At 41.1% G+C, this 15,301-nt stretch carries 11 protein-coding genes; 2 read left to right on the top strand and 9 right to left on the bottom strand.

The window, feature by feature from the left end:
• Positions 1 to 79 precede the first annotated feature (79 nt).
• The 5 genes from B2V92_RS24805 to truA form a co-directional block, all read right to left on the bottom strand.
• Complete coding sequence (locus B2V92_RS24805; protein WP_293313164.1) at positions 80 to 1,258, bottom strand: FecR family protein; 1,179 nt, start codon at positions 1,256 to 1,258, stop codon at positions 80 to 82.
• A gap of 94 nt (positions 1,259 to 1,352) precedes the next feature.
• Positions 1,353 to 1,940 carry an RNA polymerase sigma factor gene (locus tag B2V92_RS24800; RefSeq protein WP_293313162.1) on the bottom strand — a complete coding sequence of 196 codons (588 nt, stop codon included), beginning with the start codon at positions 1,938 to 1,940 and terminating at the stop codon, positions 1,353 to 1,355.
• A 112-nt stretch (positions 1,941 to 2,052) separates the two neighbouring features.
• Complete coding sequence (locus B2V92_RS24795; protein ID WP_293313161.1) at positions 2,053 to 3,879, bottom strand: glycoside hydrolase family 2 protein; 1,827 nt, start codon at positions 3,877 to 3,879, stop codon at positions 2,053 to 2,055.
• 98 nt (positions 3,880 to 3,977) lie between these two features.
• Complete coding sequence (locus B2V92_RS24790) at positions 3,978 to 5,747, bottom strand: ABC transporter ATP-binding protein (RefSeq protein ID WP_293313159.1); 1,770 nt, start codon at positions 5,745 to 5,747, stop codon at positions 3,978 to 3,980.
• A 102-nt stretch (positions 5,748 to 5,849) separates the two neighbouring features.
• The gene (truA, locus tag B2V92_RS24785) at positions 5,850 to 6,602 is read right to left on the bottom strand and encodes a tRNA pseudouridine(38-40) synthase TruA (RefSeq protein ID WP_293313157.1); all 753 of its coding nucleotides are present in this window, start codon (positions 6,600 to 6,602) and stop codon (positions 5,850 to 5,852) included.
• Between the two features lie 201 nt (positions 6,603 to 6,803).
• Between truA and B2V92_RS24780 the strand changes: the two genes are divergently transcribed.
• Complete coding sequence (locus B2V92_RS24780) at positions 6,804 to 7,271, top strand: DUF4293 domain-containing protein (protein ID WP_293313155.1); 468 nt, start codon at positions 6,804 to 6,806, stop codon at positions 7,269 to 7,271.
• Positions 7,271 to 7,747: a DUF4293 domain-containing protein gene (locus B2V92_RS24775; RefSeq protein ID WP_293313153.1), complete on the top strand. Its 477-nt coding sequence runs from the start codon at positions 7,271 to 7,273 to the stop codon at positions 7,745 to 7,747. Before B2V92_RS24780 ends, B2V92_RS24775 begins: the two co-directional genes overlap by 1 nt.
• A gap of 295 nt (positions 7,748 to 8,042) precedes the next feature.
• Here B2V92_RS24775 and B2V92_RS24770 read toward each other — a convergent pair whose 3' ends face one another.
• The 4 genes from B2V92_RS24770 to B2V92_RS24755 all read right to left on the bottom strand — a co-directional run bounded on the left by B2V92_RS24770 (position 8,043) and on the right by B2V92_RS24755 (position 15,032).
• The gene (locus B2V92_RS24770; RefSeq protein WP_293313151.1) at positions 8,043 to 9,128 is read right to left on the bottom strand and encodes an Ldh family oxidoreductase; all 1,086 of its coding nucleotides are present in this window, start codon (positions 9,126 to 9,128) and stop codon (positions 8,043 to 8,045) included.
• Between the two features lie 92 nt (positions 9,129 to 9,220).
• A complete protein-coding gene (gene bshC, locus B2V92_RS24765; RefSeq protein ID WP_293313149.1) occupies positions 9,221 to 10,807 on the bottom strand; it encodes a bacillithiol biosynthesis cysteine-adding enzyme BshC in 1,587 nt (528 codons plus the stop codon).
• 69 nt (positions 10,808 to 10,876) lie between these two features.
• Complete coding sequence (locus tag B2V92_RS24760) at positions 10,877 to 12,709, bottom strand: alpha-L-fucosidase (protein WP_293313147.1); 1,833 nt, start codon at positions 12,707 to 12,709, stop codon at positions 10,877 to 10,879.
• A gap of 418 nt (positions 12,710 to 13,127) precedes the next feature.
• On the bottom strand, positions 13,128 to 15,032 hold the full coding sequence (locus B2V92_RS24755) for a DEAD/DEAH box helicase (protein WP_293313145.1): 1,905 nt from the start codon (positions 15,030 to 15,032) through the stop codon (positions 13,128 to 13,130).
• Positions 15,033 to 15,301 lie beyond the last annotated feature (269 nt).

Genomic DNA, 15,301 nt, shown 5'->3' with positions numbered 1-15,301 from the left:
AGTCTGGTTTAAGGTGTGAATTGATTAGTTGTTGGTTTGCGAGCGTTTTTAAATTATTGATCTGTTTTTGCCATAGGCTTTATTTTTCCGGTAATACTTTTAAATTTCTGCCCTCAGCAATCTCGAACCTGATATTTCCGGTTTTCTCGAGCATTTTTAATACTTCAGACAGTTTGGCCTTACGCGGAACCATACCGTTATATTTTTTATCCGGAACCGAGCTATAATCGATATTGATATCGTACCACCTTTCCAACTGGTTTAAAATGCTTTTCAGATTGGCATTGTTAAACTGGAACAGACCATTTTTCCAGGCTGTTTCATCGTCTGTATCCACATCGGCACTTAGCCTGATGATGCCATTGCCATCGGATCCGGCGATAGATTGCTCGCCAGGTTTTAAGACTTTGACGGATTGACCATTGCTCACCTTCACACTTCCTTCCAATAAGGTGGTTTTAATGGTATGATCATCCATATAACTATTGATATTGAAATGTGTACCCAGTACCTCTACGTCCTGGTTATGGTTTTTAACATGGAAAGGTTTTGCCTTATTTTTGGCCACTTCAAAATAGGCCTCGCCGGTAAGTTCTACCCTGCGTTCGTTACCCGTAAATACTTCGGGATATTTTAAAGAAGAAGCCGCATTTAACCAAACTTTGGTGCCATCGGGCAGAATTACCTGATATTGTCCGCCTTTTGGGGTTTGAATGGTATTAAATGAGACTATTGATTGCGTTTTTAAATCGCTTTGGTCAACAATCGTGTATACCAACCGGCCATCCTCAGTTCTCGAAATTTTTAAACCGTCCTTATCGCTGATATCTGTTGAGGTATGCTCATCCAAAACTACTTTCGATCCATCGGCGAGGGTTAAAATAGCCTTATCGCTGCCAGGCAGAACATCCAGTTTTTTGTTTACAGCAATTTCACCTTTAATAACAGGCTTCGGTTTATTTAAGAGCACAAAGCTGATCCCTGAAATGAGGAGCAGTACCGCCGCAGCCGAAATATATTTATAAAGGGGAATGGTTTTACGTTTTTGGCCAGCATCAATATTAGACCGGATGGCCATAAAATTGGCTTCGGCCATTTTCGCCAGTTCATCTGCATTTCGCCCATCGAGAACATTGGCATTTTTATCCAGATACTGGTAATATTTTTCTACAAAAAGGATTTCTTCTGCTGTTGCTGTACCAGATACATAACGCTGGATGATTTTCTGCAGTTCTTTTTGATGATTAAATGGGGTCATTTTTCCTGGCTTTTATATAGATGTACCAGAAAGCGGAAAATATCCCAAAAGAATCTGAAAATATTTTAAATAAAATTAGAAAGATGGCTAAATCTTATTTGGAAACAGCAGAAATCACGACCGTTACCACCAAAAAGAGATGCGTAAGCCTTAAACGCAGCGCCTGTGTTGCAGTGGTTAACTGATTTTGAACTGTTTTTTGGGAAATATCGAGTTCAATGGCAATCTGTGCGGTAGATAAACCCTCGAAATAATGCAGTACAAATATTTTCTGGCGTTTTTCGGGAAGGGCTTTGATAAATAATTCGATTAATTCGGCAACTTCCCGCTCCAGCAGCATGCCATCGGCCTGAAGGGGCGAAATCAATTCGTTTTCGAAAGAATCTGCAAAAAAACTGTTTTTTGGGCTTCTGGCAATGTGTTTTAATACCTGAAAACGTACCGCAGTATGCAGATAAGCCAATGGTTTTTCTAAATCGAGCTCAGCTTTCCTGTTCCACAGGTCGGTAAAAATATTCTGGATGATATCCTGGCATTTCTCTTTTTCGGGAAGGCGTTTGTAGGCAGCATTGTAAAGTTCTGCCCAATAGAGATTATAAATTTTGCCAAACGCCGCCTCATCTCCTTGCTTTAATAGCGCAAAAAGGGCATGGTCGTGCTCACTATTTCTCTCGATATTCAAATGATTAGGCTGGTTGCGAAATCAAACATAATCATTTTTAAGCAATTATGTAAATCATTTCATACAAGCGTTAAGCCTCCACAATGAATTCAAAATAAAAATTTTTAGGTTATTATTTTTTTTCAGCTGTACCAATGGCCCTGCCCGATTCGATAATTGCCCTGTTGATTTCCCTAACGCGTTTGATATCCATTTTTTCCACTTCACGATCGTAGGTGAGCAATCCGTTTATTTCGTGCTCAACGTCGGTAGTCTGTGTATAAACCGCTGTACTAAGCCCCTTATAAAGCATCAGCTGTTCAACCTGCTGCATCAGCAGTACATAACGGTCGGTAAGCGCATTAACAGTAGGTTCGTATCCATAAGCATTATTTTCGACAGGCCACATGTGCCCCCTTACAAAGAGCCCTATACCGCCATATTCGCCCAGCGAAGCGGCACGCTTTTCATCAGGTTTAGATGCCCCGTTCGGACCAATATAAATATGTGTATCTACAAAATCACCATTTCCGGGATCGCCCAGTGGCTTTTGATAACCGGGATTATTGTTGAAACCCGAATTACCGTTAACCAACCTCGATGGATCGTACTTTTTTACCCATGCGGTAATTTCCTTAACATCAAATGCACCCCAGTTTTCGTTAAAGGGCACCCAACTGATGATTGATGGTGAGTTGTGCAGATCGTCCATCACGGCTTTAAGCTCCTTCCTGAAAACACTGCGGTTTTTTAACGTATCCTCATTCTGATACCACATGGCAGGCATATCCTGCCAAACCAAAATCCCCATTTTATCAGCCAGATAATAGAACCGCTTCGATTCGGTTTTCATGTGCTTCCGGATAAGGTTAAAACCTGCATTTTTGGTAAATTCGAGGTCAGATTTTAGTGCTTCTTCGGTTGGTGCAGTTAAAATCCCATCTGGCCAATAGCCCTGATCCAGTAGGCCCACCTGCATTTCGAATTTTCCGTTCAGAAGCGGCCTTACTACACCATTTACCTTACCCAGTTTAATATCGCGCATCCCAAAATAACTCATCACTTCGTCGGTTACTTTCCCGTTTTTATCTTTGAGCACAATTTTTAAGTCGTATAAAAAAGGATTGCCCGGCGACCATAGTTTTGGTTGGTTGATGGGAAGAAATAACTGTGTTCCTACTGCACCCTTTACCTGCGAAACAGTTTTATTCCCCTCAAGTGCAGTTGCCTCAATCTGCCCATTGGCTGCTGTGGCAGAAAGAATAAGCCTGTTGTTTTCTACATCGGGTGTAATTCGGATCTGCTCAATATAAGTGCTGCCAACAGGCTCCAGCCACACGCTCTGCCATATGCCCGAACTGAAAGTATAATCGCCACGAGGACCGTTTTTCCCCGAAGGTGTTTTTCCATCATTGGGATCGTAGGCCGCTACAACCAGTGTATTGGAACCTCCCTTTAAAAATGCGGTAATATCAAAACCAAAAGCATCGTAAGCACCTGCATGGCGACCAGCAAGCTTACCGTTAACGAATATTGTTGCATCGTGGTCTACACCATCAAAATGTGCAATCACTTTTTTCCCTTTCCAATCAGCAGGGATCTCAAACTCCCGTTTGTACCACATATTGATCTCCTGATTACGCTCAATACCGGATAGAAAAGATTCGGGGCAGTAAGGCACAAGGATTTTTTCATTCTTGCCTGTAAAATCCAAAACCTGCTTAGGTTCGAAAGCTGATAGCACATTTTTGCCACCACGATATGCCCAACTCCCGTTCAGGTTGAGCCAGTTTTTACGTTGAAGCTGTGGCCGTGGGTAATCTGGAAAAGGTACCTTGGCCGTGGCAGCAGGCACAGTCCATTTGGTAGGGAGTTTAGCAACCTGGGCATGCAGTTCTGCAGCAAACAGCAGGGCCAATGTAAAAAACAAAGAATTTTTAAAGGTAGTTTTTAAATTCATCAGGCAGGGATATATTTAGTAGCATTGGGTTGATCCAATGCAAAATAGCCATAATGAACCGTTGGGTCAAATTAATTCCAAGAAATGGATCGCAATTGTTACACTTTGGCAATCCCCTTAGAAGAGAACTGCAGATCGTAAAGTTTTTTGTAATAACCGTTTAGTTTTAACAGTTGCTGGTGCGTACCTTTTTCTTTGATTTCTCCCTTATCAAGCACAATAATCTGATCGGCTTTCTGGATGGTTGATAAGCGGTGGGCAATTACGATCGAAGTACGGCCCTCCATTAAATTATCAATGGCTTTCTGGATCAGTAATTCGGTTTCGGTATCAACCGACGAGGTGGCTTCATCAAGCACCAAAATGGCCGGGTTATGCACCAGTGCGCGGATAAAGGAAATCAATTGCGCCTGCCCTGCCGAAAGCGTTGCTCCTCTTTCCATCACATTATATTGATAACCGCCTGGCAAACGTTCGATAAAATCGTGCGCACCAACCTTTTTTGCTGCATTTACCACTTCTTCAATGGTAATTTCGGGGTTATTGAGGGTAATGTTATTTAAAATGGTATCCGAAAACAGGAAAACATCCTGAAGTACGGTTGCGATATTACTTCTCAGGTAATCGAGATCGAAATCCTCGATATGGATGCCGTCAACTGTAATATCACCTTTCTTAACATCATAAAAACGGTTGAGAATGTTAATGGTCGACGATTTACCGGCTCCGGTTGCCCCAACCAAAGCTACGGTTTGACCTGATTTTACTTCGAAAGATAAATCTTTCAACACATAATTTTCATCATTATAGGCAAACCAAACGTTTTCAAATTTAATATCTCCGTTTAACCTGGCAGGTTTCTGTGTACCCTCGTTCGGCGTGGTTTCGTCGGTATCCAAAACTTTAAATACGCGTTCGGCACCCACCATTCCCATCTGCAGCGTATTAAATTTATCAGCCAGCTGACGGATCGGTGTAAAAACCATACCCAGATAAATAATAAACTGCGTAATGGTACCCGGGGTTACATCCAAAGGTTTAGAGAGGATACTTTTTGCGCCGTACCACACCAATAAACCCAGCGACATGGCCGAAATGAGTTCAACCACCGGAAAAAATATAGAATAATACCAGTTCGAACGGATATTGGCATCGCGGTAGCGTTTGTTAATGGCATAAAATTTCCGGTACTCCTGTTTTTCCCTCGCAAAATACTGCACAATAGATACCCCGGTAATGTGTTCCTGTAAAAAGGTATTGAGGTTGGATACTTCATTCCTGATTTCCTGGAAAGCTACTTTAATGGCCTTCTGGAATTTACGGGTAGCCATAATCAACAGCGGGATAGGTAAAAGCACCACTAAACTCAATTCCCAATCGGTGTATAACATTACGCCTATGATTACCACTACCTGCAAACTATCGCCGATCATGGAGATTAAACCCTCTGAAAATATATCTGCAATGGTTTCGAGATCGGAAACGGTGCGGGTAATCAACTGGCCAATCGGTGTTTTATCGAAATATTTAAGGCGTAATTTGGTAATGTGGTTAAAAACATTGATCCTAAGATCGCGGATAACCGACTGCCCCAAAGTATTGGTTAAAAGTGTGTGATTATACTGGATTAAGGTCTGTAACACCAGCATAAAGATCATCAGCATCGTCATGTTTACCAAACCCGGATAATTTCCCGTCAGAATATAATGATCGAGTGTATATTTTATCAAAAACGGACGAACAGGAGAAATGGCTGCCAACAGGATGGTTAAAATAACCGACCACACAAAAACGGCACGATAAGGCTTTACATATTTAAAAATACGTTTCAGTAATCCGGTGTTGTATACGTCGCCTGTAACTGCCATTTTTAGGGTTAACTGGTTAATTGTTTAAATTGGTTAACTGCCGCTTGGGGTTAACTGGTTAATTGATTAGTTTGCAATTAACCGATTAACCAGTTTATACAATTAACCTAGGTATGGATACTCAATCTTCACTAAATACAAACCACAGGCAGGTACCGATTGTCCGGCTTTACTGCGGTTTTTACTTTCTATTATTGCTTTAAAATCCTCTAAATTTATTTCTTTTTTGCCAATCTGCACCAATGTACCCATAATTGCCCGCACCATGTTCCTTAAAAAGCGATCGGCCTGGATGGTGAAAACCAATCCATCTCCCTGCTCTTCGAAAACAGCGTTTGTTACCTTACAGTTATTAGTAAAGGTTTGGGTATTCGATTTGCTGAAACAGGAAAAATCGGTATAATTTAACAAAAGAGCCGCAGCCTGGTTCATTGCCTCCACATCCAGCTTATCTTTAAGCAACCACGACCGGTTAACTTTAAAAGGATCTTTTTCAAAGTGGACATAATATTTATAGGCACGTGCAGTGGCATCAAAACGGGCATGGGCCTCATCGTGTACCGGAATAATGCGTTTTGCAGCAATCTGATAAGGCAACATGGCATTAATACCCGAAATGGCATTTAAAACCTTTGCTTCCGCAACGTCTTCAACATCAAAATGGGCATAAAAATCAGTTGCATGTACGCCTGAATCTGTTCTGCCACAGCCAAGCGTTTCTATCGGCTGACGGAAAAAAACAGACATAGCTTTATCCAGCAATTCCTGAACGGTGATTGCATTGGGTTGAATCTGCCAGCCATGGTACAAGCTGCCATCATAAGCCAATTGGATGAAATACCTTTTTTTACTCAAAGCGATGCAAAAATACAATTTGACGGTCAAAGCGCAAAGCGCATGGCGCCGGGCGTTTCCGTTTTGTTTATTCTGATTATAGAAAAAAGCCATCCACGCCAACAAAAACTGTATCTGAAGCATTTGCATTATACCCTATACTTTTTTGTCCTTTATTCTTTTACCAAAAACAGTTAAGTTTGCCTTAAATATTAAATTAACATGATACAAAGAATACAATCGATCTGGTTTTTTTTAGCAGCTTTAACCCTTGCCTTAATGTTGTTTTTACCTATCGCGAGCAAACAGATCACCGGAACTGAATCTGCAGTATACTCAAGTGGTTTATTCCAGATTATTGAAGGAAAAGCTGGCTCACCATTTAAAATACAATCATTTTTACCTCTATTGATCACCAATATTGCTATCGCCATCCTTTGCTTTATCAATATCTTTAACTACAGAAAAAGGGCTTTTCAGAAACGTTTTGCGATCCTTTCGATTATTTTGATCGGTGGTTTTGCGTTTTGGTGCAGCGTTTATGCGAAAAAACTACCTGGGGGCATTGAAGGTGCAAGCTTTGGCATCGGCGCTTATTTACCTGCGGTAGCGATATTATTTATTGTACTGGCCATTTTTGGCATCAATAAGGATGAAAGATTGATCCGTTCGGCTGAAAGGTTGAGGTAATGTTACAGCGGCCCCAAACAATTTGTTTTTCTTTAGCATCTATGGCACTAGTTGTCATGTTTATTTTTCCAATTTTAAATAAAGATGTAAACGGGACACTACTTCCTGTATTGTACACTCGTGGCTTTGCTTCGAGCTGGGATGCAGGCGAATTTATTGCTGTAAATATTGTTACTCCCATCTATTCATTATTGATTACCCACGTCGTGTTGATTTTCCTTTGTTTCTTCAATATTTTAAACTACAAAAAAAGGACTTCTCAGAAACGTTTTGCAATCCTTTCGATTGTATTAATCGGTGGTTTTGCGTTTTGGTGCAGTGTTTATGCAAAAAAACTACCTGATGGTATTGAAGGTGCAAGTTTTGGCATCGGCGCTTATTTACCTGCGGTAGCCATACTATTTATTGTACTGGCCATTTTCGGCATCAATAAGGATGAAAGATTGATCCGTTCGGCAGAGAGGTTGAGGAAATAGCGAATATATCTTTTCAGTTATCGTCATTTCGAGCGGAGTGTTATTTAGTCGAGAAGTTTGCCATGATAGATCTCTCTCCCGAATATTCGGGACTGCGCTTCAGTCGAGATGACGATGCTTCTATGAAGTTTTTTAATAGTAGTGGAGGATAACGTAGTAGAGAACCACGCAGTGCTCAGCGAAGCTAAATCTGTCTCGAGATAGATCTCTCCGCTCCACTGCGTTCCGGTCGAGGTGACGACCATTTTTCAATTAACCAATTTAAACAATTAACCAGTTAACCGATTAACCATATTTACTTTAACTCTTCTATCCCTAACTTCACAGCAAGTTCGTTCAGGTCTTTTACCACTACATCGATCAATGGGATGCCGCTTATTTTTCTTTCCTGTTCAAATTCGTGTTCCGGTTCACCTGGGATGATGACTTTTTTATCTGGATCGATTGTTTTTGCACTTTTAAAACGCTCCACCCAATTGTCTAAATGATCTTTGAATTCGGCAGCCGGCCTGAAACCATCAACCCGCATAGCGCCTAAAAAGTGACCTAATCCTTCACCAACCGGGTTTGCAGAAGGTTCTAAAAATGCGACGAAAGGTGGCACCCACGGACCATAATTGGCCCCAGAAAGCACGGCCGATAAAATATCAACCGTAGCACTTAACCCATAACCTTTATGGCTGCCATGATCTTTATCACTGCCCAGCGGCAATAATGAACCACCGTTTTTCAACTCGTTCGGATCGGTGGAGTTCTCGCCATTTTTATCCTGAACCCATCCATCAGGAATACTTTTATTGGCGCGTTGGGCAATTTCGAGCTTACCGTTTGCTGCAGCAGCAGTAGCCATATCAACAATTACCGGCGGATATTTACCGGCCGGAAATGCATAACACATAGGGTTTGTGCCCAATAAACGTTCGTTGGCATAAGTTGGGGCAACCAATGGACTGGCATTCGTCATGCTGATGCCGATCATATCTTTTTCTACCGCCATTAAAGCATGATAACCAGCAATACCAAAGTGGTTGGAGTTTTTAACCGACACCCATCCACTACCGTATTTTTCGGCTTTTTCTATGGCAACTTTCATCGCAAAAGGCGCAACCACCAAACCTAAACCGGCATCGCCATCAACTGTTGCAGTAGTTGGGGTTTCGTGCACAATTTTAATATCAGGTGTAGCGTTAATCCTTTTCTTTTCCCATAAACGCACGTAACCGCTTAAACGGGCCACACCGTGCGAATCGATACCGCGCAAATCTGAACGGATCAAAACATCGGTTGCCAGATCAGCATGTTCATCCGAGCAGCCCATTTTTTTAAAAACGTTGTAAGTGAAGCTGCGTAAGTTGGTTTCGGTAAAGGTGATGAAGTTCATAATATACTATTTGTCGTCACCCTGAATTTATTTCAGGGTCTCTTTCTCCATAGATGCTAAAATGAATTCAGCATGACGGATCTAAAAATAAACTAAGGCAATAAAACCGTAAAATCGCCACCCAATGGTTCGAAGTTTTCGATACAGGAAGAAAGAAAATCTTCACCGTAATTTACATACATCGGAGCAATATTCAAGATCCTTTCCTGCAATGTTCCATTCGGGAAAAGTCTTTTCTTTACATTATCAATTTGCACAAGCGCTGTTTCGTGTTTGCGCTTTTCGGCACGGAACAGTTTCTTTTCGAGATTGGCCAACAAATGATTGGTTTTCTGCTTCGCGGTATCAGTTGAAACAGAAAGCGTTTTATCAATTTTATAGGCATTTAACTTAATCTGGTCGAAAATACTATTAATGGCCCTGGTTTCGTCGGCTAAACTTAACTGGGCAGTTGTATTACGTTTTACCCAGATATTTTTCAACTTTTCAACCGGTAGGAAAATGTCTTCCAGTGAGAAACCGAGGTTATATAAATTCTGTGCGCTTCGTTTATCAATCAGTATGGCAGAGTTACGTAATAAAAGAACCGGAAAGTCGACTTTATAAAAATCGAAATTTGCTTTTAACTGCATCCAATAAGCTACCTCTGCCCCACCACCAATGTAGGCGATGTTTGGTAAAATCACTTCCTGGTACATGGGTCTCATCACTACATTCGGACTAAAACGCTCGGGATGTGAATCGATTTCAGTCCTTAATTCTGCTTCGGTAAAACTGATATCGGTATGGTTTACCTGATATTTGCCATTTTCGAAAATCAAACGCTCACGCAGGTTATCGATCAGATAAAAGAAGTTAATGTCTCTACCGTTTACCTGTGTTTTATAGCCCAGATCTTCGAGTTTTTTGGAGCTGTTATCGATATTTTTGGCACTGTTGTGTTTAATAATATCTTCGGTAATGATATTTTCGAATTGTTTCTTTAATTGGGCATCGTCGGCATTCACAATTACCAGACCATACTTTTCGAAAAGATTATTCACCAAAAAGCGGGTGGCATCGGCTAAATTATCGTGCTGTAAATAAGCCTGCTCTACCAATTTGGCAATCCTTTTTCCGTTTTTCGAAATGCCCAGGTAACCTTTGTATGCTGTTACCGCAGCAGCGACAGTTTTGGTACTTAACCTTCCGGTTGCGCCATTGGTCTGTTGTATCCAGCTGATGTTTTTTTCATCAACGCTTACGTGGTTAATCTCGTCAAAATCGTGATCTTCTGTAGCCATCCAGTACACCGGAACAAAGTTTTTGTCGGGATGTGCCATTTTTAATTCAATGGCGAGATTAATGGTGGTTACAATTTTGTAGATAAAATAAAGCGGTCCGGTAAACAGGTTTAACTGATGGCCGGTGGTAACGGTAAAGGTGTTATCAAGGCTTAAAAGCTCGATGTTTTTGGTTACCGATTTATTGGGCTGTAAATGCTGGTACTGATCCTGCAATACTTTTACCAAAGTAGCCCGGTTTCCGATGAAATTCCTTTCCTCAATGGCTTTGGCCAAACCCTCCATGTCAGGGCGGTAACTATAAAACGCCTTTAGCTGTTCTTCGTTATTAATATAATCCAAAACCAGTTTTGAAAAAGATCCGGTTTCCTGATATGAGATATATTTTGCCTGCATGATGTGCGAAAGTAATGCAATTTAAGGATAATTATAAAGTTGCGCTACTATTTTACAATTGTTAAATAATTAGAGGTTACTTTCAATTGCACCTACTTTTTCGCGGTATAGCTCAATAGGACTGTCTAAAAGCACAGCAATTACAGTTACCTGCCGATCCAATTTATCTTTTGGTACCGGAATATACACGATACCCGGTATCTTGCTCCAATAGAGTTTGTTATAAATTTCGTGCTGTAGCATGGTGCCTTCGCCAACCACCCTGATCCTGCTGATGTTGTTTTTTAAACCCTTAATGGCAATAGGGCCGGTCGGCTCACCTTCTACAAATAGATAAAGTGTTTGTTTATCGGCCGAAAGGGCAGTTTTTCCTTGAAAATGACCTTCAGGGATGCCTTTTAGCGTTTTACATATCGCTTCTGCATTTTTAACCACCCAATAATCGTAAAGGGTTTGTTTCGTTTTATAATTCATTCCATCGGCACCAAGGTTAGAATCATTAAATGGGCTGTCCCCTCCCGATACATCATTAACCAGGTTTTTGATTTTGAAATAGCTTGGATCAAAATCTGTAGTTACAAGCTGCAATTTGGGTACATCAATATTTTGCCCAAATTTATTTAATAGTTCAATAGGGTTTTGAAACTGAACTTCCAACACGGTAACATCAGGATCTTTAGCGGCAGATGGAATAGTGATTAAATAATTGTTATTTCCAAGTGGAGTTTGATTAACGATGCCGCTATTCCCCAATATGTTTATTTTTTTTACCGGCGACTTAATCCCGCTTAACATCAGGCCCTGGGTTGGAAAATAATCCAGGTAAATAAATAGCGATTTTTTATCTTTTGATAATGCAGTTTTGGCATTAACATGTCCTTCGGGCAAACCTGTTTGCGTACCATAAATTGCTGCCGCATGTTTTTTGGTCCAACGGCCCAAATCTTTCAAAATCTGCACCTGTTCAGGAGCTATGGCACCATCTGCTTTCGGACCTATGTCTAACAACAGGTTACCGCCCATGCTGATACAATCAACCAGGGTGCGGATAATCATATTTGATGATTTATAATGTTTATCATATGGTTGATAACCCCACGAATCGTTCATGGTATAACAAAGCTCCCATTCGGGCGAGTTTGGTTTTACTACAGGCACGCCCTGCTCGGGGGTATCGTAATCGCCATGGCCGTTTAAACGCGAATTAATAATGATGTTCTGGTTTACCTTCCGCAGATTTTCCAGTATATTTTTGGCCTGCCATTCTTCCCCGCTGTGCTCCCAATCGCCATCAAACCACACCAGATCGGGATTGTATAGCGTTGAAAGTTCGTTCAATTGCCCCTGAAAGTAATTTTGGAATTTTTTAAAGCGTGCCGGATCCTGCTTATAATCGTAGCGCTTTCTATCACGGGTAAAAACGTCGTAATCCGGATAACTCCAATCAGGCAGAGAAAAGTACAAACCTGTTTTCAATCCGGCTTTTTTAAGTTCAGTTACAAAAGGTGTAATGAGATCTTTTTTAGCTGCACTTTTATTTACAGTTGTGGTGGCATTTGGCATTTTACTGTTCCAAAGGGCAACACCATCATGGTGTTTGGTTGTAATTACGGCATATTTGGCACCACTTTCTTTAATCAGGTTTACCCATTCGTTTGCTTTATATTTTGAAGCGGTAAACCCATTAAGCTGTTTCATATAAGCATCGTGGTTGATGTAATTGTTAAAAAACGACCAAGATTCGGAAATGCCATTAACAGAATAAATACCCCAGTGGATAAAAATTCCTAGTTTGGCATCAGCAAACCATTGCATTTTTTGGTTAGAGGCTGCTTGTTGGGCAGAAAGTGTATTGCTTATTAAGAGTGGGAATAATATGGTTAGGAATCTTAAATAACGCATAATGTTGTTTAGTATATATAAACGTTAAATATAATATTTTGAAAAGATTTTGGCAGGATAATGATGTGGAATTATAATACATACTTTTAAAAGCCCCGTCATCTTGATCCGATAGCTGTTGGATGTAGCACAGTCCCGAATATTCGGGAGAGAGATCTAATAATCTTGCATGAAAGACCCTGAAACAAGTTCAGGGTGACGTATGTTGTTTTAAAAGCGCCTCGGGATAGATTTAGCTTCGCTGAGCCTTCGGGTTCTCGACTTCGCTGCACTCCGCTCGAAATGACGAGGCGGAGAAGCTTCGCTAACAATGACGACACCTCGCGGCAAATAAATTATTTACAGAAATAATACCTCTTAAACAAAAAAGCCGCCCCGAATAATCGGGACGGCTCGTAAAAATATTTGGTTTAGTGATTTACCATTTTTTACGGCGCTCGCCGCTTCCACCTTCACGGTTTCCACCATCTCTGCGTCCGCCACCGGTGTTACCACCTTTGTCATCACGGCTACGTCCAGAGAAATCTCTGAAACCGCCACCGCTATTTCCACCTTCACGTCTTCCACTACCACCGCCAGATCTTCTGTCGCCGCCACGGAAACCGCCGCCACCGCCGCCTCTGCGTTCACCGCCGAAACCACCGCCACGTCTTTCTCCGCCACCACGTCTTTCACCAGCGCCTTCACCACGACCACCATCACCGCTTTTCTCGATACGTACCTGACGACCGTTGAATTCAACTGATTTAAATCCTTCAAAAACTTTGTCGGCAACAGCATCTTCTACTTCAAAGAAAGAGAAAACACCTTTTAAATCGATTTTACCAACACTTTTGCCACCAATTTTACCGTTGTTACAGATAAAAGATAACATATCGCCACGGGTAAACTCATCTACAGAACCTAAGTTGATGAACAAACGGGTGTAACCTTCGCTACCACGTCCGCGTCCAACTCCTCTTTCGCCCCTATCTGATCCACGTTCATCACCAACAGCTGCATTTAAATCAGGTGCTTTAGAATAGTAGTCAAGGAAACGGTTAAATTCTAAAGAAGCAAAACGTTTGATTACATCTTCTTTAGATAAATCAGCAAATTCATCCATAATACGTGGGATGTACTGATCGATCTGCTCGTTGTTAACTTCTACATTGTGTACTTTGTGTACCAATGAGAATAATTGTTTTTCGCAAACATCAAAACCTGTAGGCAGTTCGGCTTTGGTAAACTGTTTACCAATGATACGCTCTAACTGACGGATTTTACCCAATTCTTTAGAGTTGATGATACAGATAGAAATACCGGTTTTACCAGCACGGCCTGTACGGCCCGAACGGTGGGTATAACTTTCGATCTCATCAGGTAAAGAATAGTTGATTACGTGTGTTACGTTGTTTACATCGATACCACGTGCAGCAACATCGGTAGCAATTAGCAACTGCATGTTACGCTCACGGAAACGTTGCATTACCTTATCACGTTGTTGTTGCGATAAATCGCCGTGTAAAGCATCGGCATTGTAACCATCTTTGATCAAATGCTCGGCAATATCCTGGGTATCTAATTTTGTTTTACAGAAAACAACACCAAAAATTTCAGGGTTGAAATCTACAATACGTTTAAGGGCAGCGTATTTATCACGGGCACGAACAATGTAATATTCGTGTTCGATGTTTACGTTACCGGTATTTTTTGTGCCCATGGTTAATTCTACAGGGTTATCCATATAGTTTTTAGCTATACGGCGAACTTCTGAAGGCATTGTAGCCGAGAATAACCAGGTTTTTTTGTCATCAGGAGTAGTTGATAAAATGTCGTTGATATCGTCCTGGAAACCCATGTTCAACATCTCGTCAGCTTCATCAAGCACAACATATTTAACGTTTGAAAAATCAATCGCCTTACGGCCAATGATATCCAACATACGGCCGGGCGTGGCCACTACGATCTGAATTCCCTGACGGATTTCGCGTAGTTGTTGCATAATGTTCGCACCACCGTAAACGGCAACTACGTGGGCATTAGCAATGTTTTTAGAAAAGTTTTTAAGGTCGTTAGCGATCTGTAAGCATAACTCACGGGTAGGGCATAAAATCAATGCCTGTGGTTTATTAACTTTAAAATCGATTAGTTCTAACAGCGGCAAACCAAATGCGGCTGTTTTTCCTGTTCCTGTTTGGGCCAAACCAACAAAATCATTAGTGCCTTCTAACAGTACAGGAATACTTTGCTCCTGAATCGGCGTTGGATTTTCGAATCCAAGGTCCTTTACGGCATTAACGACGTCATCACTTATCCCCAATAATTGAAATGGGTTTGTCATTCGTCTTTTATTTTTTAATTGAGCCGCAAAGGTACGGTTAATATTCCGTATTTTACAGATTGTCAAGCAAATAGTTTTTAAAGCTAAATATTTGAGAATAAGGAAGTAATGCAGAATGTATGATGGAAGATGGAAAATGTATGATGGCAGGGCTTTAAACTGGGATCGGAGATGGGCTTTGGGTTTTATTTTTTATTTCGGTTAATTGTTTAAATCGGTTAACTGGTTAATTGTAGAGTACAAGTGTAATTCCATCATCCGTTTTACAT

This window comes from Pedobacter sp. UBA5917, from assembly GCF_002432345.1.
GTDB lineage: Bacteria > Bacteroidota > Bacteroidia > Sphingobacteriales > Sphingobacteriaceae > Pedobacter.
This window is presented reverse-complemented; position numbering and strand designations above follow the sequence as displayed.

What these genes read in the sequence shown, in the direction of transcription:
- B2V92_RS24770 (WP_293313151.1), bottom strand. Translation starts at nt 9,128, where the DNA reads ATGAACTTCATCACCTTTACCGAAACCAACTTACGCAGCTTCACTTAC.
- B2V92_RS24775 (WP_293313153.1), top strand. Translation starts at nt 7,271, where the DNA reads ATGTTACAGCGGCCCCAAACAATTTGTTTTTCTTTAGCATCTATGGCA.
- B2V92_RS24755 (WP_293313145.1), bottom strand. Translation starts at nt 15,032, where the DNA reads ATGACAAACCCATTTCAATTATTGGGGATAAGTGATGACGTCGTTAAT.
- B2V92_RS24780 (WP_293313155.1), top strand. Translation starts at nt 6,804, where the DNA reads ATGATACAAAGAATACAATCGATCTGGTTTTTTTTAGCAGCTTTAACC.
- B2V92_RS24790 (WP_293313159.1), bottom strand. Translation starts at nt 5,747, where the DNA reads ATGGCAGTTACAGGCGACGTATACAACACCGGATTACTGAAACGTATT.
- B2V92_RS24805 (WP_293313164.1), bottom strand. Translation starts at nt 1,258, where the DNA reads ATGACCCCATTTAATCATCAAAAAGAACTGCAGAAAATCATCCAGCGT.
- B2V92_RS24760 (WP_293313147.1), bottom strand. Translation starts at nt 12,709, where the DNA reads ATGCGTTATTTAAGATTCCTAACCATATTATTCCCACTCTTAATAAGC.
- bshC (WP_293313149.1), bottom strand. Translation starts at nt 10,807, where the DNA reads ATGCAGGCAAAATATATCTCATATCAGGAAACCGGATCTTTTTCAAAA.
- B2V92_RS24795 (WP_293313161.1), bottom strand. Translation starts at nt 3,879, where the DNA reads ATGAATTTAAAAACTACCTTTAAAAATTCTTTGTTTTTTACATTGGCC.